The following is a 26371-nucleotide window of genomic DNA, read 5'->3' as shown; positions in this document are numbered from 1 at the left end:
CGATGAAACTGACCCTGCTCTCCCGCTGCATGCGCGCCCTGTTGCCCCGTTGCGTGCGCACCAAAGTGCGCTGGCGCCTGCTGCTGCTTACCTCGGTACCCATCATGCTCACCCTGGTGGGCATGATTGCGCTCACCCTCTACTGGACCCTCACCTACAGCTGGCAGAACCTGCTCACCACGGTGCGCAGCGATCTCGGGGTGGCCCACCACGCCATCACGGTGCAGCAGCAGCGCCAGACCGAGCATCTGGAGCATCTGCGCGATGCCTGGGCTTTTCAGCTTCGGCTGCGGGAATCGCCGGATCAGCTGCATGACTGGGTGATGCCGCTGGCGGCCAACTATGGTCTCGATTTTCTGCGCTTGCGCCGTGGCCCCGAGCTGGATCAGCTGACGGCGCAGGAGCGCGCCGCCCTCACGGCCGGGCGCAGCGTCAGTCACTTCGTGGTCTGGTCGCAGCAGGAGATGCTCGCTCTCTCCCCGCAACTGGCCAAGCGGGCCGTGCTGTGGCAGCGGGATGGCACCAGGGTGGTGGAGGACAGGGGGCTGATCAGTCTGTCACTGACCCCTGTGATGGGCCGCGACGGCTCCCTTTGGGCCGTGCTGGAGGGGGGCGAGCTTGTCAACGGCAGCACCCGGCTGGTGGATGAGCTCAAGGGGCAGGTGTTTGCCAAAAACACCCTGCCGGATGGCAGCGTCGGCACCGTTACCCTGTTTCTCGACGATCTGCGGGTGAGCACCAACGTGCCGGTCAGCAGCAGCCGTCAGGTGGGTCGGGCGGTGGGCACCCGGGTCTCGCCGCCGGTGCGCGAGCAAGTACTGGGGCGAGGGGAGATGTGGGTTGACCGCGCCTTCGTCCACGACGCCTGGTATGTCTCGGGCTACGAGCCGCTTTTGGGCGCCAGGGGCGAGCGGATCGGCATGCTCTATGTGGGCTTTCTCGAGTGGCCCATTATCCGCACCTACCTCACCAATCTGGTGGAGCTGGGCTCGGGCGTGGTGCTGCTGTTGCTGCTCTCCGGCCTGCTGGTCTATCGCGGCGCGCGGGATCTCTTCTCCCCCATCGAGCGGATGCACAAGGTGGTGCGGCAGGTGCAGGCCGGGGAGTCGGCTCGCATCGGCCCGCTGGCGCTCGATCCCGACCACGAGCTGGCCCAGCTCGGTCGCCAGTTTGACGCCATGCTGGACAGGCAAGAAGCGCATCAGCAGCAGATGGCCCGCAGCGCCGATGAGCTGGAGCAGAAGGTGGCCGAGCGCACCCAAAGTCTCGAGCTCAAGACTGCGGAGCTGGAAGATCATATCCATATGCTGACCGAGGCGCGCCAGCAGTTGCTCATCAGCGAGAAGCTGGCGGCCCTTGGCGAGCTCTCGGCCGGTGTGGCCCACGAGATCAACAACCCGCTAGCGGTGATCCTCGGCAATGTGGAGCTGATGAAGCTGGAGCTGGGGGAGGCGGCCGAGCCGGTGAGTGAGGAGCTGGCGCTGGTGCTGGCCCAGATCGAGCGCATTCGTGCCATCACCCGCAGCCTGCTGCAATATTCCCGCCCTGGCGATTACGAGACGGCGCCTGTGTGGCAGCACCTCAACCCCATCATCGAGGAGAGCCTGACCCTGGTGCGCTCCGCCCTGCGCCAGCAGCAGGTGGAGCTGGTGGCCGATCTCAGGGCCCAGCAGCCCATCGAGGCGGATCGTCAGCAGCTGCTACAGGTGCTGATAAACCTCCTGGTCAACGCCAGCCACGCGCTGGGAGAGCAGGGGGAGATCCGGGTCGAGAGCCGCGACTGGGTCGATGAACTGGGTCAGTTGCGCGGGGCCGAGGTGCGGGTGATCGATAACGGCAGCGGCATCGAGGCGGCCATTATCGACAAGATCTTCGACCCCTTCTTCACCACCCGCGCCACCGGCACCGGTCTGGGGCTGGCCCTGAGCCACCGCATCATCAGCCGCTGGGGTGGGGAGCTGTTGGTGGACTCCACCCCGGGGCAGGGGAGCTGCTTTACCGTGCGGTTGCGCAGCCACGCCTTGCTGCCCAGCGGCAGCGAGCCCGCGAAACTGGAAGGGTGGCGCATTGCGCTCAATGCCGAGGGGCGTGAGACAAGCGATTGATGCTGTTATAAAAAGGCCCGTTATAAAAACAGCCCGTCAACATGGTTGGCGGGCTGTTTTGTCTGTGGGTGAGTGGTTCTTTACTGCGGGCTCCACACCAGCTTGCCGCTCTGGGTCAGGTCATAGCCGCCGAGGCGGGCCGCCAGCTCGCGCCCCTCGGGGGATTGCAGCCAGCCGATCAGCTGCTGCAGCAGGGTGCGAAAGAAGACCCCCTGCGGCATCACCAGATCGAAGCACTCCTGCGACAAGGGCATAAAGCCGAGGCCAAACTCGGTGGCGGTGCTCTGGGCACCGGGCCCCACATCGGCATCGCCACGGCTGATGGCGGCGGCCAGCTCCCGCTCGCTGTTGACCTCTAGGGTGCGCTCCAGCCGGGTCAGCGACTCCCCCTGGGTTTGCAGCCACTCCTGCAGGGCGCGCTGGCTGCCAGCCCCCTCCTGACGCATGGCCCAGCGCCAGTCGAGCGCCTCTTTCGCCTCCTTGGGTTGCAGCCCTTGCCGCAGCACCAGCCCCTGCACCCGCCTGAATCCATGAACGATCACCCATTGCCGGTGGCCCTGATACTGCTGCACCAGCGCCGGGTGGCGCAGGTGCGCCTCCTCGGCCTGCCCCCAGTGGATGGCGCAGAGATCCACATGGCCGCGCGCCAGCATCGCCAGCCCCTGTCGGGTGCCGCACGGGGTGTAGCCCACCAGTGCCTGGGTGCCGAGCTGCTGTGCCAAGCGGCTGCTGGCGTAGTGCAGCAGCACATCGTCCGAGCCCGCCAGCAGCAGCCGGTCGTTCATCACCCCCTCGTGGCAGCTGCCGAGCAGCCAGCGGTCGAGCAGGGAGCGGGGAAACAGCCACTTGCCGGTCGCCTTGGTGGCGGGGATGCGCGCCTCGTTGGCGAGCTGGTAGACCTTCTTCTCGTTGAGATCGAGGTATTCCGCCACCTGCTTCACGTTCATAAACTCATTCATGGCTTAGTCCCGCATCCCGCGACCGGCCGGACTGGGCGCCAGCACCGGCGGCTTCTCGTCCAGCACCATATGGTCGTGGCCGCTGAATACCTCGAAATGGCGCCCCTTGGCGCGGGCAATCATGGTGATGCCGAGCTGGCGGGCGAGATCCAGCCCCATCTGGGTGACACCGGAGCGCGACAGCAGCACCGGAATGCCCATCTGCGCCACCTTGATCACCATCTCCGAGGTGAGCCGCCCTGTGGTGTAGAAGATCTTGTCGTGGCCAGCCTCGCCGCGCATCCAGAGCTCACCCGCCAGGGTATCCACCGCATTGTGGCGCCCCACATCCTCGACAAAGGAGAGGATTTCGCTGCCGCGACAGATGGCGCAACCATGGACGGCACCGGCCATCTTGTAGGTTTCGTTATGGGCCGACAGCGCCTTGAGCAGGGCGTAGAGGGTGCTCTGTTTAAGCTCAGGCGCCGCCAAAACCACCCCTTCGAGCTTCTTCATCACGCTGCCATACATGGTGCCCTGACCACAGCCGGAGGTGACCGTCTTCTTCTCCAGCGATTTGTCGAGATCGTCGGCCTGCTGGCTGCTCACCACGGCGGCAGCCTCGCTCTCCCAGTCGACGATCACCGACTCGATGGCCGAAATATCCTCGATAAAGCCCTGATTTTTCAGATAACCCAGCACCAGCGCCTCGGGGCGGGCCCCCAGCGTCATCAGGGTTACTATCTCCTTCCAGTTGAGGTAGACCGTCAGTGGCCGCTCACAGGCGATTTGGCGGGTGTTCATTGTGCCCTGTTCATCCATCACCTCGACGGTCATGGTGAGCTGGGCGGCAGCATTGCTTTTGATAAAGGTCGGTGTCATGGGCCCCTCGCGACCGGTTGCCGGGATCTGAGTCGAGGGGCACAGCAAGTTTTGTTCCAGATTGATGTGAGGCAAAGCGACACTAGAATCATGGGTAAGTTTCATTATGCGAAATGGTTAGAAAGTGTGTGAGTTCTCATTGTAATAAATAAGTTGGTCGTTAAGCTTTCCTTTATAAAATTGGACGATTAGACTTTAAATGGTTATATGTTTAGAACTTAACTCAAGGAATGTATTAAGGAAATTATAATGATGTCTCTTCTTAACAATCTCACTCAGGGGGTAATTGCAGGTCTGGTTACGGGGATATTAATATGGGTTTTTAGAAGTATATGGCTAAACATATTAAGCCCTATCGTAGAGGATATATTATATAGAGGAGTCCGTATTGAGGGGCAAGACCAAGGTAGCTCCTATGTGTTTAGTGGAGTATTTAAGGATTTGATATTAACGGCAACATACGAATCAACTAGCCATTTCTCGACAGATAGGGGGACATTCACACTTAGATTGGAGGATAATGGTAGTTATCTTAAAGGATATACAGTTTATCTAGGTGATACGAATGGAGAGTTATCGGATGCAAAGTATATTTGGAGGAAAAAAGACTAAGTCCAATAGTTGTAAATGGCTCATTTTGGGGTTTTGTGATTATTCATTTTTTGGAGTTAACCATGTCTTTTATTTGTGATTTTTTAGAACCTAAAGATATGCTTATGAAATTGATAAGAGAAGGTAATAGGATCAACTTTGAAGACGATATCATTAATCTGTCCGATCATTTTTTCAACTTCTCCGTAACAGCTCACTCTTTGCGAGATTGGTGCATTAAATATCTTACACTTCACGGCATGAAAGATAGTACTCAATTAAATAAGGAGTGGGGAAGTAAAGATTTTCTAATTGTCGCTAAGGATATTGCAAATTCCGTAAAGCATTTTGGTGTTGACCGATATACTCCAAAAGTTAGTAATTCAGAGCGAGATAGCGCTAAATCAATTTCTATTTATACAAACGAGAACGTACCTGAGAAATTAATTCTTTCAATGTCAGATAAAAATTTTAGAGAAGAAAGAAGCAAGGAGCGTCCTAGTTACGTTATTAGGTTTGAGGATGGTAAAGAAATTAAATTAGATTCATATGTTTTGTCAACTGTAAACTATTGGGTTGAATTTTTTGATGAAAAATCTTTGCCAAGAGATAAAAGTTTTGATGAAAAACTTGTCTATGTTAATCGTCAGTGTTGGCATAAATATATACGTCAGTAATGTCATGAATAATGATGGCTTTTAAATTGTTGATTAATAAATCTCGTATGTTGGGCTAAATCGTAGGTTGGTACTGAACGAAGTGAAGCCCAACGTTTACCGTGGATTATTTCAAAAGCAATAATCGGATAATCCGGTGTTATTTGATTATTGCTATCCCTGTCGATTAGGTTCTGGCTTATTGGTTTACTCCGCATGTTGGGCTTCGCTGCGCTCTGCACCAACCTACGCTAACGCCAATCTACCTCCCGCATGATGCCTAACCGGAAGCAAAGCCCCCATCAACCACCAAACCGGCCTTGGCCCCACTCTTGCTATGTCTTATCCCATTGATGGCCGTGGCCGCCCTGAATGCCCTGCTGTGAACCGCCCCGAACAGGGTGGATCACGGGGGAGGGCGGCTCGGCAGAGACCTTCTGATGGGAGCCGTGACAGTGCAAGAGACAACCAAACCCCTCTCCCCGCAGCGCTGGTTGCAACTGGAGTTAAAGGCCATCGACAGCCAGGTTGGCCGCTGGCAGAGCCGCCGTTTCGAGATTGCGGCGCTTCATCCCGCCGAGCCCGAGGCCGCTGGTGCGCTGCCTCTTACTCTGTTTCGCGATGAGCGGGGGGATTATCGCTTCAACCTGAGCTCCGGCTCGCCCCGCCTGTTTGTGACCGGAAGCCGCGTGGACAGTGGCTTTGTAGCTGATGGTCTGACCCTGAGCCAGACCGTGGCCGCCGCCTATATGGATGGCGAGCGGCAGGTGCTCTCCTGCCCGTTGCCCGAGGCTCTGCAGGCCTGGGTGGAGGCCTTTATCGGCCGCCACGGCGAGCTGCTGGAGGCCCGTCGCAAGGGCAAAAAGGGCAAGGGGCGGGCGCAGGATCAGCTGGGTGTCGATAGCCAGGATCAAGCCAGCTGTGGCGCCGTTAAAGCCACCGGCCCCGATGGCCGCGAGCGTGGTTGTGACAGTGGAAATCGCGCCCATGAGTGAGTTCCTCAAACGCTGGTCATCTCGCAAGAGTGAGGCGCGCAAGCATCAGGCATTGCAGCCAAGGGAAGAGGTTATCCCCGAGGCGGTTTCCGCCCCCATCGAAGGCAGTGACGAGACTGAAACTCCAGATGTCGCGCTGGATAGCCCTGTAGTCAGCACTGACAAGGGGAGCTGTGACCCCCTTGCCTTTGAAGGGGCCGAGAGTGGTGAACCGCCGCTAACAACAGCCCCGCAGCGCAAGGCCAAACTCCCCGACAAGGAGGCGCTGCGGGCCATGTTTCGCAGCCATAAACCGGATGGGCTCGACGACTACACCCAGGATTTCAGCCAGCCCGAATTGCTGCCTGCGGCCCTGACCGCCGGGCTGCGCAACTGGCTGGTGGATCAGGTGATCGCCCCGGAGAGCGAATCGGCCAATCCGGCCAGCGGATCCGCTGAACCGGTGGCGCTTGCCAGCGAGCCTGCCGCCGACGAGCTGGCTGATAACCATTCTCAAACCCACACCGACGATCGGGACATTTTGGTTTCCTCTGGTGGACAAAATGTCCCAACCAAAGGTGGGGGAATGGAACCCTCAGGATCCTGACTCCCTGTCAGTCACTTTTTTTCCGGGGGAGTTGGCTCGCCTCTTGCTCTCTCGGCTTACCAACAAGCGCCCATCCCATGAGGTGGCGCGCACAGGAGCGTATGTGAGCACTGAACAAACATTGCCAAATCTGACCCCAAATCTAACCTCCAATCTTGCCCATGGGGCGGGGGCGGCCGAGCATAACGCGCGCGCGCGCGCCTATGCCCTGCAGCATACGGTCAAGACCGATAACCTGATCCCGGCCACTGTCTCTTACCAGAGTCAGGGGCGCCTGCTGCTGGTCGGCCCGGAAGATCGCATTCGCCGCGCCGCCAGTCTGCTGCCCGCCGGGGTGAAGCCCACTCTGCTGGTGACCGAATCGGTGCATGACGCCGAGGCGGCCGATCTCGAAACCATTTTCGATGCCACCGCATCCCTCGCGGCCCTGACCCTGCGCGAGCCGAGCCTGACAGGGTATCTGGGGCAGTTCAAGCTCATTGGCATCAATGGTCAGGGTGAGCGGGTTAATCTGGCGGCGCTCTGTTTTCCACAACAAGCGACGGTGGGGAACGAACCGCGCTTTGATCTGGTGGCCGATCTGGGCCGCGCCCCGCTCTTTGCGCTGGAGCGCCCGCCGGTCGGTTATCTGCATCTGGCCGATGATCAAGGGCTGGCCGAACGGCTCGCCGAGCTCTGTGCGCTGACCGGTATCTTCGACAAGCCGCGCTATTTTCGCCTCGACCCTGAGGCCTGCGCCTTTACCGCCCGCGGCGTGCCCGGTTGCAGCCGCTGCCTCGATGTCTGCCCGACCGATGCGCTCAAGCCCATCAATGGTCGCATCCAGATCGATCCCCATCTCTGTCAGGGCTTTGGCAGCTGCGCCTCAGCCTGTCCGACCGGGGCGATTGCCTATCACCAGCCCGACGCCAACACCAGCGGTGACTACCTGTTCCGATTGCTCAAGCATTATCGGGAGGCGGGGGGCGACGCGCCGCAGCTGCTCATCGCTGGTGAAAACGAGCGTGAATGGGTGGAAACGGAACTCATACGACTGCCCGCCAACTGGCTGCCAGTCTGGGTGGAGGAGAGCGCGAGTTTAGGCATCGAGAGCTGGTTCGCCGCCCTCGCCTATGGCGCCAGCGCGGTGCGCATCGCGCTGGGCAACGATGCCCCCGCCAGCGTCCGGGCATTGGTTGAGCGGGAGCTGGCGAGCGCCGCCGTGCTGTTGGCGGGCGCCGGTCTTGCTGCCAATCGTATTGCCCTGTTTAACGGCGATGCCGAAATGGATGAGTCTCTTTACGCGCAGTCAGCCGTTGCCCTGCTGGAGAAGCCGCTGAAAGGGGATAAACGGGAGAACCTGTTTGCCGCCTTCGATGCCCTCTGGCAGGCCAACGAAGGGGGCCGCGAGCCGCTGGCGGTGCCCCACGGCGCTCCTTACGGCAGCGTGGAGCTCAAAGAAGCTGACTGCACCCTCTGCATGGGCTGCGTGGCGGTTTGCCCGAGCCGTGCCCTGCATGCGGTGGGGCACACGCCGGGTCTCAACTTTATCGAGCAGGACTGCATCCAGTGCGGCATGTGCGAAAAGGCGTGCCCCGAGCAGGCCATCGTACTGATGCCCCGCCTGCAACCCGTGCCCGAGGCGCGCCGCGCCGTGCAGAGCCTCAAAGCCGAAGAGGCGGCCTGCTGCATTCGCTGCTCCAAACCGTTCGCGCCCGCCTCGATGATCCGCCGCATCCAGCAAAAACTGGCCGGTCACTCCCACTTCCAGAACGAGGCCGCCCAGCGGCTGCTGATGTGCGAGGACTGTCGGGTCAAGGATGTGTTTGCAGCGCTGGCGGCGGATCCCGTCTCCCAGCTCAAGGTATGAGGGGCCAGTGATGAGTGAACAACATAACGAAAAGGCTGGCGAACTGACCATGACCGAACTGGAACAGAGCAGCGCCGATCTCTACGCCCTGCTGGCAAGCCTCTGGCGCGCCGCCCCCCGTGGCGAACAGCTCGCCTGGCTGCAAGGGTTGCAGCCGATGCCTGGCCCCTTTGCCAGAGGGCTCGGGCTGGTGCAGCTGGCGGCCAGTAGCCACCACGAAAACGAGCTTGCCGAGGAGTATCAGGATCTCTTTATCGGGCTGGGGCGCGGGGAGATCGTGCCGTTTGCCTCCTGGTATCTCACTGGCTCCCTGATGGAGCTGCCGCTGGCGGTGCTGCGCGCAGATCTGCAGTCGCTCGGTTTCGAGCGCCAGAGCGGAGTGTGCGAGCCGGAAGATCATCTCGCCGCCCTCTGTGAGGTGATGGCGGTACTGATTGGCGAGCAGCACCCGGAGCGCAACCGCTTCTATGAGCGCCACCTTGCCCCCTGGGTACTCGCCTGTTGCCGCGATCAGCAGCAGGCGAAAGGGGGCAGCTTCTACCGGGCAGTCGGCGCCCTTGCCGAAGATTTCTTCAAGCTGGAAAACGAATTGCGCCTGCCGTTTGGCGCCTGCGTGGTGCCGGGCTGAACGCCCCTATCTGTGCATAACACGCTGCGCATAACAAGAGCTGCGCATAACAAAACGAGCAGACGAGATATCCCATTGGACGCGAAGCTGGCGCGCAGGCGCCGGCAAGAACAACAACAGAGGTCACAAGAATGAGCGATGAACAGCTGAAAGACCCGTCCCGCCGCAATCTGATCAAGGGAGTTGGCGTGGTCGCCACCATAGGCGTACTGGCCGGTGCCACCGGTCGGGTGGTGGGCAAAGAGGTGCTGACCCACGACACCGAGCCTGACAAGGGCTATCGGGAGACCCCCCATGTTCACGACTTTTATCGCACCCTGCGCGGCACTGACTGAGCCGGATCAGTGAAGGAGAATTCATGAAACTGACAAAACGTGCCGAGCAGCCCCAGGCGGGCGAGCAGGGCAATGAGGCCATTCGCGGTCAGGGGCTGACCCGCCGCGCCTTTATGGTCAACTCGGGTCTGGTAGCCGGTGGCGCCGTGGCCGCCGGTTGGCTGGCCCCTGCCATGATGCAGCGGGCCGAGGCCAAAACCGTGGCGGCCGGGGTGCCGGTCGAGGTGAAGCGCACCATCTGTTCCCACTGCTCGGTGGGCTGCGGCGTTTATGCCGAGGTGCAGAATGGCGTCTGGACCGGTCAGGAACCGGCCTTTGATCACCCCTTCAACCTTGGCGGCCACTGCGCCAAGGGGGCGGCCCTGCGCGAGCACGGCCACGGCGAGCGTCGCCTCAAGTACCCGATGAAGCTGGTGGGCGGCAAGTGGCAGCGCCTGAGCTGGGATCAGGCCATCGAAGAGGTGGGCAACGAAGTGCTGCGCCTTCGCAAGGAGTCCGGCCCCGACAGCGTCTACTGGCTCGGCTCTGCCAAGCACTCCAACGAGCAGGCCTACCTGTTTCGCAAGATGGCCTCCCTGTGGGGCACCAACAACGTGGATCACCAGGCGCGGATCTGCCACTCCACCACGGTGGCCGGGGTCGCCAACACCTGGGGCTACGGCGCCATGACCAACAGTCTGAACGACATGCACAACAGCAAGTCGATCATGTTTATCGGCTCCAACCCGGCGGAGGCCCACCCGGTCGCCATGCAGCACATCCTGCTGGCGAAAGAGCGTAACGGCTGCAAGATTTTGGTGGTCGACCCGCGTCGCACCCGCACCGCCGCCAAGGCGGACATGTACCTCTCCCTGCGTCCGGGCACCGACGTCGCCTTTATCTGGGGCATGCTCTGGCACATCTTCAAGAACGGCTGGGAAGATAAAGAGTTCATCCGCACCCGTGTCTACGGCATGGATGAGGTGCAAAAAGAGGTGGCGCGCTGGACTCCGGCGGAAGTGGAGCGGGTAACCGGCCTCAACGAACAGCAGGTTCATGGCGCCGCCAAACTGCTGGCCGACAACCGCCCCGGCTGCGTGGTCTGGTGCATGGGCGGCACCCAGCACACCACCGGCAACAACAATACCCGCGCATACTGCATCCTCGAACTGGCCCTCGGCAACGTGGGCAAGAGCGGGGCGGGCACCAACATCTTCCGCGGTCACGACAACGTGCAGGGCGCCACCGACTTTGGCGTCACCTCCGACTCCCTGCCCGGCTACTACGGGCTGGAAGAGGGCTCCTGGAAGCACTGGGCCCGGGTGTGGGATGTCGATTACGAGTGGATCAAGGCCCGCTTCGACAACAAGGCCTACAACGGCAAGTTGCCGATGAACAATAACGGCATTCCGGTCTCCCGCTGGGTGGACGGGGTGCTGGAGAACGCCGATCTGATCGAGCAGGGCTCCAACATCCGCGCCATGTTCTACTGGGGCCATGCGGTCAACTCCCAGACCCGCGGCCCTGAGATGAAGAAGGCGATGCAAAAGCTCGACATGATGGTGATTGTCGACCCGTATCCCACAGTCGCCTCGGTGATGAACGATCGCACCGACGGCGTCTACCTGCTGCCGGCCACCACCCAGTTCGAAACCTATGGTTCCGTCACCGCCACCAACCGCTCCATGCAGTGGCGTGACAAGGTGATAGAACCCCTGTTCGAATCCAAGGTCGACCACGAGATCATGTATCTGCTGAGCAAGAAGCTCGGCTTTGCCGACCAGTTGTTCAAGCACATCAAGGTCGAGAACAACCAGCCACTGCTGGAAGACATCACCCGCGAATACAACCGCGGCATGTGGAGTGTGGGCTACACCGGCCAGAGCCCGGAGCGACTCAAGGCGCACCAGCAGAACTGGCACACCTTCCACAAAACCAACCTCAAGGCCGAGGGCGGCCCGGTCAGTGGCGAAGTGTACGGTCTGCCCTGGCCCTGCTGGGGCACCCCGGAGATGAAACACCCAGGCAGCCACATCCTCTACGACACCAGCATTCCGGTCTCGCAAGGGGGGGGCGGTTTCCGCGCCCGTTTCGGTATCGAGTATCAGGGCGTCTCGCTGCTCGCCGAAGACTCCTGGCCGAAGGGGAGCGAGGTGGAAGACGGCTATCCCGAGATCACTGCCGACCTGATGAAGCAGCTCGGCTGGTGGGATGAGCTGACCGAGGCCGAGAAGAAAGAGGCCGAGGGCAAGAACTGGAAGACCGATCTCTCCGGCGGTATCCAGCGGGTCGCCATCAAGCACGGCTTCGTCCCCTACGGCAACGCCAAGGCGCGCTGCGTGGTGTGGACCTTCCCGGATCAGGTGCCCAAGCACCGCGAGCCGCTCTACACCCCGCGCCGGGATCTGCTGGCCGACTACGCTACCTGGCCTGATTCGAAGAGCCTGTGGCGCCTGCCGACCCAGTACGCCTCGGTGCAGGAGAAGGATGTCAGCAAGGAGTTCCCGATCATCCTCACCTCCGGCCGTCTGGTGGAGTACGAGGGGGGCGGCGACGAGACCCGCTCCAACCCCTGGCTGGCCGAGTTGCAGCAGGAGATGTTCGTCGAGATGAACCCGGCAGATGCCAACGACGTCGGGGTGCGCGACGGTCAGGATGTGTGGGTCGAGGGGCCGGAAGGGGGCCGGGTCAAGGTGAAGGCACTGGTGACCCCGCGGGTCAAACTGGGGCTCGCCTTTATGCCGTTCCACTTCGGCGGCCACTTCGAGGGCAAGGATCTGCGATCCAAATATCCGGAAGGGTCTGACCCCTATGTGCTGGGGGAGTCGGTCAACATAGTCACCACCTATGGTTATGACCCGGTCACCCAGATGCAGGAGACCAAGGTCACCCTGTGCCGTTTTCGCAAAGTAGGAGCCTGATCCCATGGCCAGAATGAAATTCATGTGTGACACCAAGCGCTGCATCGAGTGCAACGGCTGTGTGACGGCGTGCAAGAACGAGAACGACGATGCCCTCGAGTGGGGCATCCAGCGCCGCCGGGTGGTGACCCTCAACGACGGCCTGCCGGGGGAGACCTCCATCTCGGTCGCCTGCATGCACTGCACCGACGCCCCCTGCATGGCGGTCTGCCCGGCCGACTGCTTCTATCACACAGACGACGGCATCGTGCTGCACAACAAGGATCTCTGCATCGGTTGTGGCTACTGCCTGTTTGCCTGCCCGTTCGGGGCCCCCCAGTTCCCGAAGACCGCCGCCTTTGGCGATCGGGGCAAGATGGACAAGTGCACCTTCTGCGCCGGTGGCCCCGAAGAGGATCACAGTGAGGCGGAGCGCCAGAAGTACGGTGCCAACCGCATCGCCGAGGGCAAGCTGCCCATGTGTGCCGAGCTCTGCTCCACCAAGGCGCTGCTGGCAGGGGATGCGCAGGTCATCTCCGATATCTTCCGCGAGCGGGTTGCCTATCGCGGTGCTAAGGATGCGGCCTGGGGTAATGGCGATGAGCTGTTCCACGACGCCAGCAAGCTGAACAAGCAGGGAGGGGCGGCATGAAAACCTGGCTAATGGCCCTGTTTGCTGCCCTGCTGATGGTGAGTACCGCGAGTTTCGCCGATGCCGAGAAAGAGGCGGTCGGCTTTGCCGGCGCCGATTACTGGCGGGCGGTGAAGGATGGGCAGGAGGGGGTGACCACCTCCCGCTCGCCGGAGCACGGAGTGCTTATCTCGGTGCCGGGCCAGCTCTGGTTCGAGGTGAAGACCAAGTGGGTGTCGCCGCTCGGCGCCATCGCCATTTTCGGGTCGCTCGCCATGTGTGGCCTGATGTATCTGGTGGTGGGGCAGACCAAGCTCTCCAAACCGCGCACCGGGCGCAAGCTCAAGCGCTGGAGCAGGCTGGATCGGGCGCTGCACTGGACCACGGCAGCCATGTTCCTGACCCTGTCGGGGTCGGGGCTGGCCATCATCTATGGCAAGTACTTCATCAAGCCGGTGGTGAGCCTTGGGGTCTGGGAGAACTGGATCTGGTTTGCCAAGGTGTTCCACAACTATGTGGGGCCGCTCTTCTTCCTCTGCCTGATGGGGGTGCTCATCAAGTGGTTCCGCCACAACATTGTCAACATGGTGGATGTGCAGTGGTTCATGAAGTTTGGTGGCATGCTCGGCAAGCACAAGGGAAGTCACCCCTCGGCTGGCTTTTCCAACGGCGGCGAGAAGGCGATCTTCTGGCTGCTCATCTGGTTTGGCGGCATTGTGGTGGCGACCGGGCTGTTCCTCGACTTCCCCATCTTCGGCCAGCTGCGCCGTCAGATGGAGTGGGCCAGCTTCATCCATATCGTAGGCGCCTTGATCCTTATCTGCGGCTTTATCTTCCATATCTACATGGGTCTGTTCCAGCTGGAAGGGGCGCTGGAGGGGATGGTGACCGGCGAGGTGGACGAGACCTGGGCCAAGGAGCACCACGACCTCTGGTATGAAGAGGTGAAGCACACCCTCGATGAGCCCAAGGCGGGCAAATCAAGCTGATGGTCGACAAAGAGTAAAGAGAAGGGGCGCTGCGGCGCCCCTTTTGATGGCGGGTCGATCGTGATGGCAAATTGATTGAGCGATGCCGCAAACGGCGATGGTTTTTTGGGCCACCTTGAGCAACAGTAACAGGGGTTCCATTCATACAAGGGATGACAAATGATGAGAAAAGCATGGCTGGCAGCGGTATGTGCATCTGCGCTCTTCGGTGGTATTGCGGGCGTGGCGCAGGCGGCTGACGGGATCAAGACCCAGCAGGTGCAGTTTAAGAAGGGGGAATCAGGGGCGACTATCAACGGCACCATTCAGGGTAGCCAGACCCTCGATTACAAGCTGACGGCCAACAAGGGCCAGAGCATGGTGGTGACCCTGACCGGCAAGCCCTACTTCAATATTCTGCCGCCGGGCAGCAAGGGGGAGGCGATGTTTATCGGCTCTACGGAAGGGAACAACTTTGAGGCAACCCTGCCCGCCAAGGGCACTTATACCATTCGGGTCTACCAGATGGGGGCGGCCGAGAGCAGCAAGGCCAAGACGCCGTTCAAGCTGGAGGTGGGCATCAGCGGCTAAAGCCAGCAGCTGACAAGCATCACAGAGGTGGCGGCCACAAAGGGCCGCCACCGTTGTTTTATCCCCTCTGTTTTTGCCTCGCCAAGGTTAATAGCCCCCCCGGGAAAGCCGTTCGAAGTAGCGCTGATAACGTCCGCTGGCGATGGCCTGCTGCAACTGCTGATTGAACTGATCCCGCAGTTTGGCTGAATCCGGCATCTTGCGCGGGAACATCACGAAGCTGTCGTTGCGCAGAAAAGGGGTCTGACTGTGGGTGATGAGTGCCGCGCTGGCGGGGTCGAGCTGGCTCTGCAACTCGGCCAGACCGACTCGCAGCTCTTGTGGATAGAGGTCGATCCGTCCGCGCAGCAGCTTGCCGAAATTCTGTTTCACGTCGGTGACTTTCTGTTGGGTTACCCTGCCATCGGCCACCATCTTGTCCAGCTCGGGCCCGTAGCTGTAGGCGATATCGCCCCCCAACCGCATGCCGATGATCTGCTCAAGGTGCTCGGCTTGCAGCTGCCGTGATTTGAGGGAGAAGAAGACAAACTGCTCCTGCAGCACCGCTTCGCTGAACAGAAAATCCTGCTCCCGCTCCGTTTTGTGCATCCAGACGGCGGTGGCGTCGTAGAGCTGGCTGTTGGCCGCCAGCGAATAGACCCGGCCCCAGGGAGCGAAGTGGAACTTCACCTCATAGCCCGCCTCCTTGAACAGATCGCTGATGAGGTGGGCCACTGGACCGTGCTGTTTTGATTGCTCGGAGACGAAAGGGGGCCATTCACCCACGATGATGTTGAGCACCCGGCCCGGAGCGGCGAGAGCCGACTGGCTGGTCAGAAACAACCACAGAGCAAGCAGCGGGATCAGACGCATGGCAGAAAGAAGGGGACGCAGGCTGGCAGAGGCGAGGGCATCAGGTCACTCCCGGCTGTGATGCGGTGAAAGGGGCTGGGTTGCCCGCAATGCTAACATGAGTCTCATTCCTTGCCGTGGATATTTGTCTCGTCGGGGCCGCCGGGCGCCTATTTTGGCCGCAGGGTATGCCCAAGCTCACAAAACCGATCGAGTAAACGTCATATGATTGATTTCATTATGAGTCTTGCTCTCCTGCCGAACGGCAATTTCACGTAAATCAAAGAGAATGACTATGGCTACCGGACAATATCTGCTGTGGAAAGATGCACAGGGACAGGATTTTCGCCCCGTTGCACTGACTGGCACTGATCTGCTTAACAATCGATACCTCAACAAGGGCACGGCCTTCACCGAACAGGAGCGGGCCGATTTTGATCTCGATGGTTTGCTGCCGCCTCAGGTGCAAACTTTTGAAGCCCAGCTCGAGCGAGTGTATGAGGGGTTCAAGAGCGCTTGCAGCGATATCGAGAAGTACCAGAACCTGCGTGCCCTGCAGGATCGCAACGAAACCCTGTTTTATGCCCTGTTGTCACGCCATGTGGAGGAGATGACTCCCTACATCTATACCCCGACCGTGGGCAAGGCGTGTCAGGAGTTCAGCCACCGCTTCCAGAAGCCGCGCGGCCTCTACATCACCCCGGACAACGTGGATGACATGGGCAGTCAGGCCCGTCACTTCGATGCCAAATCGATCCGCATCATAGTCGTCACCGACAGCCAGGGCATTCTGGGGATCGGCGACCAGGGTGTTGGCGGCATGGGCATCCCCATCGGCAAGCTGGCGCTCTATACCCTGGGGGCCGGTATTCACCCCGCCTGCTGCATGCCCATCGCGCTGGATGTGGGCACCGACAATCAGAAACTGCTCGATGACCCCATGTATCTGGGCCGCCCCCACAAGCGTATTCGCGGCAAGGAGTACGAAGAGTTCATCGACAAGTTCGTGCAGGGGGTCAAGCGCCACTTCCCCAACGCCGTGCTGCAGTGGGAAGACTTCAGCAAATCCAATGCCTTCAACAATCTGGCCCGCTACCAGCAGTCACTGCCGTCATTCAACGATGATATTCAGGGCACCGGTGCCGTGGTGCTGGCCGGTATCATAGGCGCGGTCAAGGTCAAGGGGGAGACCCTGGGCCAGCAGAACTATCTGGTCTACGGCGCTGGCGCCGGCGGGGTTGGTGTCGCGGATCAGATCTGCGCGGGGATGATCCGCGAGGGGATGGATCCGCAGGCGGCCCGCGATCGCATCTACATTCTGGATACCCAGGGGCTGGTGTGCGACAACCGGGACGGGCTCGACGAGTACAAGCGACGTTACGCCAAGCCGGGGCTGCTGCTGGCGGGCTGGGATACCGAGGTGCCCGGCATGGCCAATCTGGCCGATGTGCTGCGTCATGTGCCCATTACCGTGTTGCTGGGTACCAGTGGCTCGGGCGGTGCCTTCCAGGAAGAACACATCCAGCTGATGCTGCAGCATTGCGAGCGCCCCATGGTGTTCCCGCTCTCCAACCCGACCGCCAACTGTGAAGCGCTGCCGGAAGATATCTACCGCTGGAGCAAGGGCAAAGCCATTGTCGCGACTGGTAGTCCGTTCAAGGATGTGAGCTACGAGGGGCAGGAGTTCCGAGTCGGGCAGGGCAATAACGTCTTTATCTTCCCCGGTGTAGGTCTGGCGGCCATCGTCAGCCAGCTCCGCGAGATCACACCCGATGTCTTCACTACAGCCGCCTTTGCGCTGGCCGAGTGCGTGAGTGAGGTGGACCTGGCGAAAGGAGCCGTGTATCCCCGCATTCGCGAGCTGCGCAGCATCTCGGTGCATGTGGCGACTGCTGTGCTCAAGGATATCGTGCGTCGGGATCCCTCCCACCCGCTGATCGGTCAGGATCTACAGCAGCATATCCTCAACCACATGTGGGAGCCGGTTTACCTGCCCTATCGTCGGGTATAACCGCATATTCACCGCCGAGATAACGGGTCGGTAAAGATGACAAGGGGGTAGCGCTGCTACCCCCTTTCGTTTATCCCCCGTGGCATTCACTAAGTTCGCAATGGCCGCCAGCGCCCTTGTTGATTGCGACAGGCGGTATCCTGCCACTGCTGGCTCGCCTTGCCGATATAGAGTTGCTCGCGATAGTCGCGACACCACTCCCCGCCGGTATGGCGGAAGGTGCGTAGCGGGGTGACGCTACCCGAGTGACGGTTAGCCGGATTGAACCAGGTGAGGCTCTGCCCTTTGGTGCGGGTTTCCAGCGCCTTGGCAAGGGCCTGATTGGCCAGTTGAACATCTGCCTTATCCATCTGATGGTAAAGCGGCGGGGTGTCGATCGTGGCGCAGCCAGCGAGGCCGAGCAGGAGGAGTGGTAGCAGATAACGCATCATGGTTGCCCTTGTTGGCGAAAACCGTTGTTGAGCAGCGCCCGCTCCTGCTCATCGGTAAGCACTTGCTGACGATCGTCGACCGTGCCGTCACCTCTTAGTTTGTTGCCGTTGGCATCGACGGCATCGACACCGTTGTCATCGACCGTGCCATCGCCCCTGAGTTTGTTGCCATTGGCATCGACGGCATCCACGCCGTTGTCATCGATGGTTCCATCACCTCTGAGCTTGTTGCCGTTGGCATCGATGGCATCCACGCCGTTGTCATCGATGGTGCCATCACCTCTGAGCTTGTTGCCGTTGGCATCGATGGCATCCACGCCGTTGTCATCGATGGTGCCATCGCCTCTGAGCTTGTTGCCGTTGGCATCGACCGCATCCACGCCGTTGTCATCAACGCCATTGCCAAACCCGCGGCCACCCCCATGGCGTTCTCCCCCTGCATGTTTTTCTCCACCAGCATGCCGTTCACCTCCACCATGCTGCTCTCCGCCGGCATGCTCGCCTTGGCCGCCACTGTCATCGCTGCCCCCATCGCTGTCGCTGCCACCGCCGCTGTTGCTGCCTCCGCCGCTGTTGCTGCCTCCGCCGCTGTTGCTGCCTCCGCCGCTGTTGCTGCCTCCACCACTGCTGCCCCCACTGCCACCATCGCCATCTTTGTTGTGAACGATCAGCTCATTGGCGATGTAGCTGTGGCTGCCATCGAGCAGCAGATTGAAGAGTGCGGTAGTGGGAGATGCCTCGATCCAGCAGAGTGACTCAACCAGCAGTAATTCCGGCTGGGGTTGCAGGGCCAGATTGCCCGTCACCATAACAGGTGCGGGGCGACACATTATCTGCATGCCGGTAAATAGCGGCAGCACCGCCAGTTGCGGGTTTTCGGTTCGTGTCATGGCCGGTGAGATGGCTGCCCAGCCCCGAGTGGTCAGCAGAGGGTGCTCTGCGGTAAAGAACGGGGGCAGATCATTGATCCCGTAGAGTCTGCGCTTGCCTAGTATGACCCGTTCGATCGCCAGGATCCGGTTACTGCCGCCGTGCTGATCCAGCACCCGTTCACCGACCCGCAGCGTCTCTATAGGGCGGGTGGAGCCATCGGCCATCGTGATGCGAGTGCCGGCGATAAAGCAGGACTTGGCATAGGCCTGATTCATTTGCCACTCATTGTGGGCGAAATCATAACTGAACGGGTTTGCAAACAGGGCGAGTGCGATGGCCGAGCCGATCAGCAATCTGCGCTGGCTGGCCTTGAATGGGGGCTGTGACATGGGGACTCCTTGTCCATCTTGATTCACAGGATCCATTATAGAGCGCCCCTTGGCGGTGGCATTTTTGACCATGAACACAATAAACATGATGGAAAAACGATTGGCGTTCGTCACAATAATGCGTAAAATCGCATACTCGATGCTTGTAGCAACGAATCCCGCCTAAAAAGCCAGTTTCATGCCCTTCCCAAGCAGTAAAAGGTAAAAAGTGATGCATTTGTGTTCATTTTGTGCCTTGAAAAAGTCTTGTGATAACTGAAAAGTGATAAATATCCCCATCAGTTATCAAAAAATTAAGGACATCCATGTTTTCCTTAGTCAAGCAAAGTGTCGCCGGGCTGCAAATCCTGTTTGTCGCCTTCGGTGCCATGGTTCTGGTGCCTCTGCTCACCGGACTGAACCCCTCCATGGCCCTGCTTGGCGCCGGTGTGGGCACCCTGTTGTTCCAGCTCTGCACCCGCCGCCAGGTCCCGATTTTCCTCGGTTCCAGCTTTGCCTTCATCGCCCCCATCATCTACGCCACCCAGACCTGGGGATTGCCATCCACCATGTTTGGCCTGTTTGCAGCCGGTTTCATGTATTTCATTCTGGCTGCGTTGATCCGGGCAAAAGGGATGGGCTTTGTGCACAAATTGCTGCCGCCCGTGGTGATTGGCCCGGTGATCATGGTGATCGGTCTTTCTGTGGCGCAGGTTGCCTGCAACATGGCGATGGGCCGTGCCGGTAGTGAGCAGGTAGTACCTGCGGGGATTGCGCTGACGCTGGCCGGTATCTCGCTGGCGGTCACCCTGATTGCAGCTGTGTTCTGCAAGGGGTGGATCAAGCTGATCCCCATCCTGTGCGGCGTGATTGCCGGTTATGTCTCGGCGGTGTTCATGGGCCAGGTGAGTTTCGATGGCATGGTGAACGCCCCCTGGCTGGCGCTGCCCCACTTCGAAACCCCGGAGATCAACTGGGCTGCTGCGTTGTTCATGTTGCCGGTAGCCATCGCCCCCTGTATCGAGCATATCGGTGGCGTGTTGGCGATTGGTGGCGTGACTGGCAAGGATTACACCAAGGATCCGGGTTTGCACCGTACGCTGGCCGGTGACGGCATCGGCGTCTGCTTCGCCGGTTTCATCGGTGGCCCGCCCGTGACCACCTACGCCGAAGTGACCGGTGCCGTGATGATCACTCGCAACTTCAATCCGGTCACCATGACCTGGGCTGCGGTGTTTGCCATCATTCTGGCCTTCTTTGGCAAGTTCAATGCGCTGCTTACCTCCATCCCGATGCCGGTGATGGGCGGTATCATGCTGCTGCTGTTCGGATCCATCGCTGCCATCGGTCTCAAGACGCTGGTGGAATCCAAGGTGGATCTGGGACTGTCACGCAATATCGCCATCGTCGCCGTGACTCTGACCGTCGGTGTCGGTGCGCTGGAGATGAAGATTGGCGACTTCGCGCTGGCCGGCGTTGGCCTGGCCTCTGTTGCCGCCATCCTGCTCAACCTGATCCTGCCTGCGCACTCCGAAGAAGGTGTGATGGACGCGGCCAAGGACTGAGTTCCACCAGACGTTTATCGTTGATTTGGAGAAGGCCACCTCGCGGTGGCCTTCTGTTTTTCGGGTATCTAGCGCCACTTTGTGGCTCGACGGAGCTCATCTGGAATCTAATTTGGAAGCAGATGAGGGGGTTAGCATTCTCATTTGACGTATCTCTTTTCGTGACCTTAGCTAAAGGACAGGTTTGGCTCTGAGGTCTCCTCGAGCAGTATGGGAAAATGGATGTTGGCGTTTTCTATCATTTCTCTCCCAGACCCCTGTCATAAAACGATGCGCTTTTTCTTTGCCACGGCGCTGTTGTATGGCAGAGGCTTATCCGCCCCACTCCGCACTCCCCTTATGCTGCCCTGGCATGTTTCTTCCTCGATTTGTTGTGAGCCTCCCTCGCCGGTTGCGTTTCGTTGCGCACAGGCAAAATCCGGATCTGTTTGCTGCTGCACATGGGTGGGCGGCGAGCCGTGAAAGCCGGCATGACCCCAGCGGGTCAGACGTGCACCGCCATCGGTAACGGCGGATGTTCAGGGATGAATGGCAAGCAAAGCGAGGTTGCAATGAACTATCAACTGCTGTGGAAAAGTGCAATTTTTTCAGTCTCTTCCATGATGGCGATAAGCGCTGTTCAGGCTGCGCCACTGAACGTGATGACCGAGGATTACCCGCCATTCAACATGCAGGGGGAGGGGGGCAAGATTGTCGGGCTGTCGACCGAGGTGGTCGAAGAGCTGTTCAAGCGTGCTGGAGTCGAATACAAGCTGACCCTGATGCCCTGGAAACGGGCGTACGAAGATACCCTCGGTACTCCTAATACCGCCCTCTACTCCACGACCCGCACTCCGGAGCGGGAAGCACTGTTCAAGTGGGTAGGGCCGCTGGTCAATAACAACTGGGTATTTTTCTCCAGTTCGACCGCCAATATCACGGTCAAGTCGCTGGAAGATGCCAAGCAGTATTCGGTGGGTGGCTATAACGGTGATGCGGCCGCCGAATATCTCAAGGCCCAGGGATTTGCCAAGTTGCAGCTGGCGGCCAACGATACCGCCAACGTGAAAAAACTGGAGGCAGGTCGCATCGATCTCTGGGCTACCGGCCAGTATCTGGCCCCCTATCTGGCCAGCAAGGAGAAGGTGGCCTCACCCAAGCCGGTCTTCGTGTTCAAGGAAACCCAGATGAGCTTGGCGTTTAACAAGGATACGCCCGATGAGCTCATCACCAAGCTCAACGAGATCCTCGCAGCCATGAAGGCGGATGGCACCATCGACAAGATCAATGCCAAGTACCAGTAACAGTACCAATAGCAAGTGCCGCTCAATGGCACTGCGCCGGCTGCCGTAAAACCGGGAGGAAACCATGGATTGGAAAAGTCTGACGTTCAGGATTGCCGTGTTGACCTCCCTGTCGGTGAGTCTGCTACTGGTGTTGTTTGGCGCTTACAACTACAACGCGGTCAGGGCGGAGAGCTACAGTAAACAGAGTGCGCTGGTCGAACAGGCCATCGGCCGGCTGCAGCTCTCCCTGCCCGGCCCGCTGTGGAATTATGAATCGGCTTTCATCGAGGCATCGCTCAAGTCCGAGCTGGCGGCCGATATCCTGAGTGCTTTGCTGGTGGTCAACAAGGACAAGCTGGTGGCCGGGTTTGCCCGTGATTCGGCGGGGGACATTGCCCCCGTGACAGCCATGCCTGCCGATGTGTCTGCCTACGGGGGGTATGATCTGGTCTATGACGACAGCGGCCAGAAAAACACAGTGGCCCGATTGCTGGTGCAAACCAGTGATGCTGCCATTCAGGCCCAACTGCGCCAGCAGTTGATCACCACCGTCTGGCAGATCCTGGTGCTCGATCTCTGCATCATCGCGTTGCTGATGGTGTTGATTCATCGCAATGTGCTCAGGCCGCTCCATCAGATGAATCAGGCGGTGTTTGATCTGGCCAAAGGAGAGGGGGATCTGACCCGGCGTCTGAAGATCAGCCGCCAGGATGAGATGGGCGCGCTGGCCACCAACATCAATCACTTTATTGCCAAGTTGCAGGAGATGGTGGCGGAGATCAACGAGCTCTCTGCCGGTGTGTTGCAAACCGCCGAACTCTGCGACTCCCTCTCGGCAGATACCCGGGTAGGCAGTGACGCCCAGCAATCCGAGCTGGATCAGGTCGCTACCGCCATCACCGAGATGAGTCAGGCTGTGCAGGAAGTGGCTGGCAATGCGGTGAAAACCTCTGGCGCTACCGATGAGGCCAACCTCTATGTGGAGCAGGGTTACAATCTGGCGGGCCATGCCAATGAGGCCATCCATCAACTGGTGGGGGAGGTGGAGCGGGTCGCCACCCTGATGCGCACCCTTTCGACCGAGAGCAGCAGCATTGGCACCATCATCGAGGTGATCAACGGCATTGCCGAGCAGACCAATTTGCTTGCCCTCAATGCGGCCATCGAGGCGGCGCGGGCGGGTGATCAGGGGCGCGGTTTTGCGGTGGTGGCGGATGAGGTACGCACCTTGTCGGGCCGTACTCGCCAGTCGACGGAGGAGATCAGCGCCAGTATCAAGCGGTTGCAGCAAGCGACCCAGAATGTCGGTGCCGGCATGCAACAGAGTCAGGAGAAGGCATCCCGCGCTGGCATCGAGGCGGCAGATGTGCAGATATCGGTGGAGAAAATTAAAAATCAGGTCAGCCTGATCCGCGAGATGAACATGTATATCGCCCAGGCATCGGAAGAACAGCACTCGGTGGCGGAAGCGGTCAGCCACAGTGTCAACCGGATTGCGACGCTCAACAGCGAGAGTGCGGCCAGAGTGGCACAGGTTGCCGAAGCCAGCAGTGATCTGCGGCAGCTGTCGGCCCAGCTCGACACCCTGCTCAAGCAGTTTCGGGTCTAGTCAGTTCACTTCGCCCCGTTGGATCATCCTGCGGGGCATGCAAGGTTCCCTTTATTGTGAAGTGCGGCGAGATGTTGTGAGGGGCAAGGGGCCTTGTCCAGCAGCGCTTTTCGTCATGCCCATGTCACTGTTCAGCTGAGATTGGCGTGGCCGCGATAGGCGAAACTCGCCGCATCATGCTCTGCCCGATATGCTGTCCGACAGCGCTGGACGCATATTTTCATTTTCCCCGCTCATGCCTGCCTGCATCTATTGTGCCGCTGATCCCGACCCTTTAGAATTTCGTTTAATTACAGCGAGTCCTGAGCCGCCATCTGGCTTTATCAGGTGTGGAATCCCATCTTCTTCATGATGAATGCAAATAACAGGTGGTTGGTATGACGGGGGTTGCGCCAGGCAATAACATATCAGCCTATCACTTCGGTGATTATGTCTTTGATGTCAAAAGGCGAGAGCTGATCTTCTGTGCCGACAAGGACAACTTGCAAAGCGCCCGGGTGGTGCGCTTGTCATCGGCAGAGAGCCTCATTTTCAGCTATCTGCTCGATCACCATGACGAGGTGTGCGACAAGGATCTGTTGCTCGAAATCGGCTGGTTGGGTCGCCCCATCAGCCCCAACTCCCTGAACGTGGCCATCGCCAATATTCGTCGCCACTTCACCTCATCCCCCCAGACGCTGGATATCAGAAGTACCCCGAAAAAAGGGTACTCCCTGCATCTGAACTGCAAGATGAAGAGCTATTACGGCAAGGCACTGCCAACAGAGAGTGAGCCCTTGCCCGAGCCGATGAGCGAGCCCACGCCTGCAGCGGCTGCGCAGCCACCGTCGACATCACCAAGCTCCGACCACGAGGTCATCAAAGAGCCTGCTGCTCCCCGTTCTTTTGGTGAGCGCGCCAAACTTGCCTTTCTCAGCGGTATCGGGCGGCCAATGCTGGCAAGGGGCCTGATATACGTTAATCTGCTACTGGTTGTGCTGGTGGTGTTTGTCGCCAGCTATCTCCATTTCGAGTGGCTCCATGTGCACTGCACCGACTCGCCGACCGGCGTTGTTTGCCAGATGGAGGCACGGAGCGATGTGCCACCAGTCAAACCGGCATCGCTGGTGCTGGTCTCCGGCCACCAGGTTCGCGTGCTCTCCTATAAAGAGCTCGAAAAAACGCTGTAAGGGATCTCTGATGAAACGAACGCTGAAAAATACCTTGCTGCTGTTGCCACTGCTTGTCGTGCTGCTGTTTGTGGTCGGGATGTTGATCAACAGTCTGGGCTGCCATTACGACCTGAAAATGTCAGCCAATGGAGTTAACTATCACGGGGTGTGCCGCTGGGGCAAAATCACCGTGATCGAAGAGGAGGAGGCGACCAGAGAGAAGTGGCGAGTGACCGGTTTTCAACTTACCTTCTTCAACCAGCTTGTTTACCTCATCGACAGTCGTACCCAACTGCACGAATCGGGTAACGATGACTCCTATCTCAATGAGTACAACCTGATCCAGTCGCAATATGCGCTGGTCAACTATGCCTGGGTGCCGCTGACCGAAAACAAGGTGGCGATCTTCCAGCGCGATCCGGTGCATGAGGTTGTGATTGCCCAGCGAGATGGCTGGTTCGATCTCTACCGCTGGTTCTTCCCCCCGGCACCGCTGGTGCCTGTTCAACCACAAAGCGTAGTTGCCGGGCGTCCCGCTAGCTTCTAAGCAACTTGCACCAGGGGCCGGTGACCTCGCAGTGGCCTGTCTCATCACTGTTTTGCCAGCCCAGCCGATGGTAGAAGGCTACTGCCGCCGTGTTGCGGGTCGCAACCTTGAGCGAGCCGTGCGGCGAATCAGCGAGGCCCCGCTCCAGCAGGGCGCGTCCTATCCCCTGACCGTGCCAGTCGCTTGACACATAGAGGTGATGGACGAAGTGATCGGGCTGCCAGATGGCGATAAAGCCGCAGATATTGCCCCCCTGTTCGGCTACCCACACCTGTTCACCTTTGGTCTGTTCCTCGAAATCCTCGAGTTGGAAACGGACGGGATCGACCCAGTGAAAGGTGTGGCGGCGGCTCTTTAAAAACAGCCGGGCCAGTTGGGGAATGTCGTGTTCTTCCATGAGCCGGATCATGATGCCCTCCCGGATCAAGCCAATGTTCATTGAGGCAGCTGCACAGCGGCAGGTTAATCGATGCAAATGACAAGGGTGTGATTAAGCACTGTCCATTGTATTTGCCATGGGGCTATACTGCCGGAGTCCCTTGTATGGATGGCTTGAGGATCGCTGATTTATGGACAATAAACTGATTGAAGGCAACATTTTTGTTCCGGCGCATATAGACGATGTCTGGCACGCCTGGACTACCGAAAGCGGTCTGCGCAGTTTTCTGGCTCCCGAATGTTTGATGGTGGCCGAACCGAATGGTCCTTTCGAGATCTACTTCAGGCCTGATGCCCCGCTGGGTGAACGTGGCAGTGAAGGGTGCCGGGTCATGGCCGTCATGCCCTATGACTTGCTCAGTTTCAGCTGGAATTTCCCGCCCAGCCTACCCCATATCCGCCAGCAAAAGACCCAGGTTTGCCTGCGCTTTGTGCCGGAAGGGCAGGGGACTCGCCTCTACTTCCTGCAGAGCGGTTGGGCCAATGATCCGGATTGGGATCAGGGTTATGCCTATTTTCGGGAAGAGTGGCTGGAGACCAGCCTGCCACGGTTGCAGTACCGTTTTACCCACGGTCCCATCGACTGGAACAATCCTCCCGACAAGGCACAGCTGAAGGCGCTGGCCCAGTAATTCCGGATATCAGTGT

The 26371-nt window shown here is 59.4% G+C and carries 25 protein-coding genes; 19 read left to right on the top strand and 6 right to left on the bottom strand.

The window, feature by feature from the left end:
• Positions 1-2: 2 nt before the first annotated feature.
• The gene (locus AACT07_RS15235; protein ID WP_083249987.1) at positions 3-2105 is read left to right on the top strand and encodes a sensor histidine kinase; all 2103 of its coding nucleotides are present in this window, start codon (positions 3-5) and stop codon (positions 2103-2105) included.
• A gap of 80 nt (positions 2106-2185) precedes the next feature.
• Here the strand turns inward: AACT07_RS15235 and AACT07_RS15230 are convergent, their stop codons facing one another.
• Entirely contained in the window at positions 2186-3052 is an 867-nt protein-coding gene (locus AACT07_RS15230) for a helix-turn-helix transcriptional regulator (protein WP_013723539.1), read from the bottom strand.
• A gap of 15 nt (positions 3053-3067) precedes the next feature.
• The gene (locus AACT07_RS15225; protein ID WP_069528699.1) at positions 3068-3925 is read right to left on the bottom strand and encodes a formate dehydrogenase accessory sulfurtransferase FdhD; all 858 of its coding nucleotides are present in this window, start codon (positions 3923-3925) and stop codon (positions 3068-3070) included.
• Positions 3926-4174: 249 nt separating this feature from the next.
• Between AACT07_RS15225 and AACT07_RS15220 the strand changes: the two genes are divergently transcribed.
• The 11 genes from AACT07_RS15220 to AACT07_RS15170 all read left to right on the top strand — a co-directional run bounded on the left by AACT07_RS15220 (position 4175) and on the right by AACT07_RS15170 (position 14634).
• On the top strand, positions 4175-4537 hold the full coding sequence (locus tag AACT07_RS15220) for a hypothetical protein (protein WP_069528648.1): 363 nt from the start codon (positions 4175-4177) through the stop codon (positions 4535-4537).
• A gap of 62 nt (positions 4538-4599) precedes the next feature.
• Positions 4600-5193, top strand: coding sequence for a hypothetical protein (locus AACT07_RS15215; protein ID WP_139123848.1), 594 nt, complete (start codon positions 4600-4602; stop codon positions 5191-5193).
• 419 nt (positions 5194-5612) lie between these two features.
• Positions 5613-6167: a DUF3305 domain-containing protein gene (locus AACT07_RS15210; protein ID WP_069528646.1), complete on the top strand. Its 555-nt coding sequence runs from the start codon at positions 5613-5615 to the stop codon at positions 6165-6167.
• A complete protein-coding gene (locus tag AACT07_RS15205; protein WP_069528645.1) occupies positions 6160-6753 on the top strand; it encodes a DUF3306 domain-containing protein in 594 nt (197 codons plus the stop codon). Before AACT07_RS15210 ends, AACT07_RS15205 begins: the two co-directional genes overlap by 8 nt.
• A 103-nt stretch (positions 6754-6856) precedes the next feature.
• Positions 6857-8602: a 4Fe-4S binding protein gene (locus AACT07_RS15200; protein WP_069528642.1), complete on the top strand. Its 1746-nt coding sequence runs from the start codon at positions 6857-6859 to the stop codon at positions 8600-8602.
• 10 nt (positions 8603-8612) lie between these two features.
• Entirely contained in the window at positions 8613-9230 is a 618-nt protein-coding gene (locus tag AACT07_RS15195; RefSeq protein ID WP_058058400.1) for a TorD/DmsD family molecular chaperone, read from the top strand.
• Positions 9231-9361: 131 nt separating this feature from the next.
• On the top strand, positions 9362-9565 hold the full coding sequence (locus tag AACT07_RS15190) for a transcriptional initiation protein Tat (RefSeq protein WP_005303194.1): 204 nt from the start codon (positions 9362-9364) through the stop codon (positions 9563-9565).
• Positions 9566-9588: 23 nt separating this feature from the next.
• Complete coding sequence (locus AACT07_RS15185) at positions 9589-12465, top strand: formate dehydrogenase subunit alpha (RefSeq protein WP_069528640.1); 2877 nt, start codon at positions 9589-9591, stop codon at positions 12463-12465.
• Between the two features lie 4 nt (positions 12466-12469).
• Positions 12470-13096 (top strand): formate dehydrogenase FDH3 subunit beta, encoded by a 627-nt coding sequence (fdh3B, locus tag AACT07_RS15180; RefSeq protein ID WP_005334799.1) that lies wholly within the window; start codon positions 12470-12472, stop codon positions 13094-13096.
• Positions 13093-14064, top strand: coding sequence for a formate dehydrogenase subunit gamma (locus AACT07_RS15175; RefSeq protein ID WP_069528638.1), 972 nt, complete (start codon positions 13093-13095; stop codon positions 14062-14064). Before fdh3B ends, AACT07_RS15175 begins: the two co-directional genes overlap by 4 nt.
• Before the next feature lie 159 nt (positions 14065-14223).
• Positions 14224-14634 carry a DNA breaking-rejoining protein gene (locus AACT07_RS15170; protein ID WP_236353922.1) on the top strand — a complete coding sequence of 137 codons (411 nt, stop codon included), beginning with the start codon at positions 14224-14226 and terminating at the stop codon, positions 14632-14634.
• An 87-nt stretch (positions 14635-14721) separates the two neighbouring features.
• On the opposite strand, the gene AACT07_RS15165 is transcribed toward AACT07_RS15170, so the two are convergent.
• Positions 14722-15486, bottom strand: a complete 765-nt coding sequence (locus tag AACT07_RS15165) for a substrate-binding periplasmic protein (RefSeq protein ID WP_069528636.1) — start codon at positions 15484-15486, stop codon at positions 14722-14724.
• Between the two features lie 274 nt (positions 15487-15760).
• Here AACT07_RS15165 and AACT07_RS15160 point away from each other — a divergent pair, with 274 nt between their 5' ends.
• On the top strand, positions 15761-17476 hold the full coding sequence (locus AACT07_RS15160; protein WP_069528634.1) for an NAD-dependent malic enzyme: 1716 nt from the start codon (positions 15761-15763) through the stop codon (positions 17474-17476).
• An 89-nt stretch (positions 17477-17565) separates the two neighbouring features.
• Here AACT07_RS15160 and AACT07_RS15155 read toward each other — a convergent pair whose 3' ends face one another.
• Entirely contained in the window at positions 17566-17907 is a 342-nt protein-coding gene (locus tag AACT07_RS15155) for an RT0821/Lpp0805 family surface protein (protein WP_069528632.1), read from the bottom strand.
• Entirely contained in the window at positions 17904-19169 is a 1266-nt protein-coding gene (locus tag AACT07_RS15150) for a hypothetical protein (RefSeq protein WP_069528630.1), read from the bottom strand. Before AACT07_RS15150 ends, AACT07_RS15155 begins: the two co-directional genes overlap by 4 nt.
• A gap of 305 nt (positions 19170-19474) precedes the next feature.
• Here AACT07_RS15150 and AACT07_RS15145 point away from each other — a divergent pair, with 305 nt between their 5' ends.
• The 5 genes from AACT07_RS15145 (at position 19475) to AACT07_RS15125 (ending at position 25285) form a co-directional block, all read left to right on the top strand.
• Positions 19475-20713, top strand: a complete 1239-nt coding sequence (locus AACT07_RS15145; RefSeq protein WP_069528628.1) for a uracil-xanthine permease family protein — start codon at positions 19475-19477, stop codon at positions 20711-20713.
• Between the two features lie 551 nt (positions 20714-21264).
• Complete coding sequence (locus AACT07_RS15140) at positions 21265-21996, top strand: substrate-binding periplasmic protein (protein WP_005334783.1); 732 nt, start codon at positions 21265-21267, stop codon at positions 21994-21996.
• Positions 21997-22060: 64 nt separating this feature from the next.
• Positions 22061-23587: a methyl-accepting chemotaxis protein gene (locus tag AACT07_RS15135; RefSeq protein WP_069528626.1), complete on the top strand. Its 1527-nt coding sequence runs from the start codon at positions 22061-22063 to the stop codon at positions 23585-23587.
• A gap of 377 nt (positions 23588-23964) precedes the next feature.
• Positions 23965-24756: a winged helix-turn-helix domain-containing protein gene (locus AACT07_RS15130; RefSeq protein ID WP_069528624.1), complete on the top strand. Its 792-nt coding sequence runs from the start codon at positions 23965-23967 to the stop codon at positions 24754-24756.
• Between the two features lie 10 nt (positions 24757-24766).
• Entirely contained in the window at positions 24767-25285 is a 519-nt protein-coding gene (locus tag AACT07_RS15125) for a hypothetical protein (RefSeq protein ID WP_069528622.1), read from the top strand.
• Here AACT07_RS15125 and AACT07_RS15120 read toward each other — a convergent pair.
• Positions 25275-25694, bottom strand: a complete 420-nt coding sequence (locus tag AACT07_RS15120) for a GNAT family N-acetyltransferase (RefSeq protein ID WP_069528692.1) — start codon at positions 25692-25694, stop codon at positions 25275-25277. The two genes, AACT07_RS15125 and AACT07_RS15120, sit on opposite strands and share 11 nt — an antisense overlap.
• A 160-nt stretch (positions 25695-25854) precedes the next feature.
• Here AACT07_RS15120 and AACT07_RS15115 point away from each other — a divergent pair, with 160 nt between their 5' ends.
• Complete coding sequence (locus AACT07_RS15115; RefSeq protein WP_005334766.1) at positions 25855-26355, top strand: SRPBCC family protein; 501 nt, start codon at positions 25855-25857, stop codon at positions 26353-26355.
• Positions 26356-26371 lie beyond the last annotated feature (16 nt).

Origin of the sequence: Aeromonas sp. ANP5 (assembly GCF_963870295.1) — a bacterium.
GTDB lineage: Bacteria > Pseudomonadota > Gammaproteobacteria > Enterobacterales > Aeromonadaceae > Aeromonas > Aeromonas veronii.
Note: the sequence above shows the minus strand (reverse complement) of the source record. Positions and strands in the feature narration are given on the sequence as shown.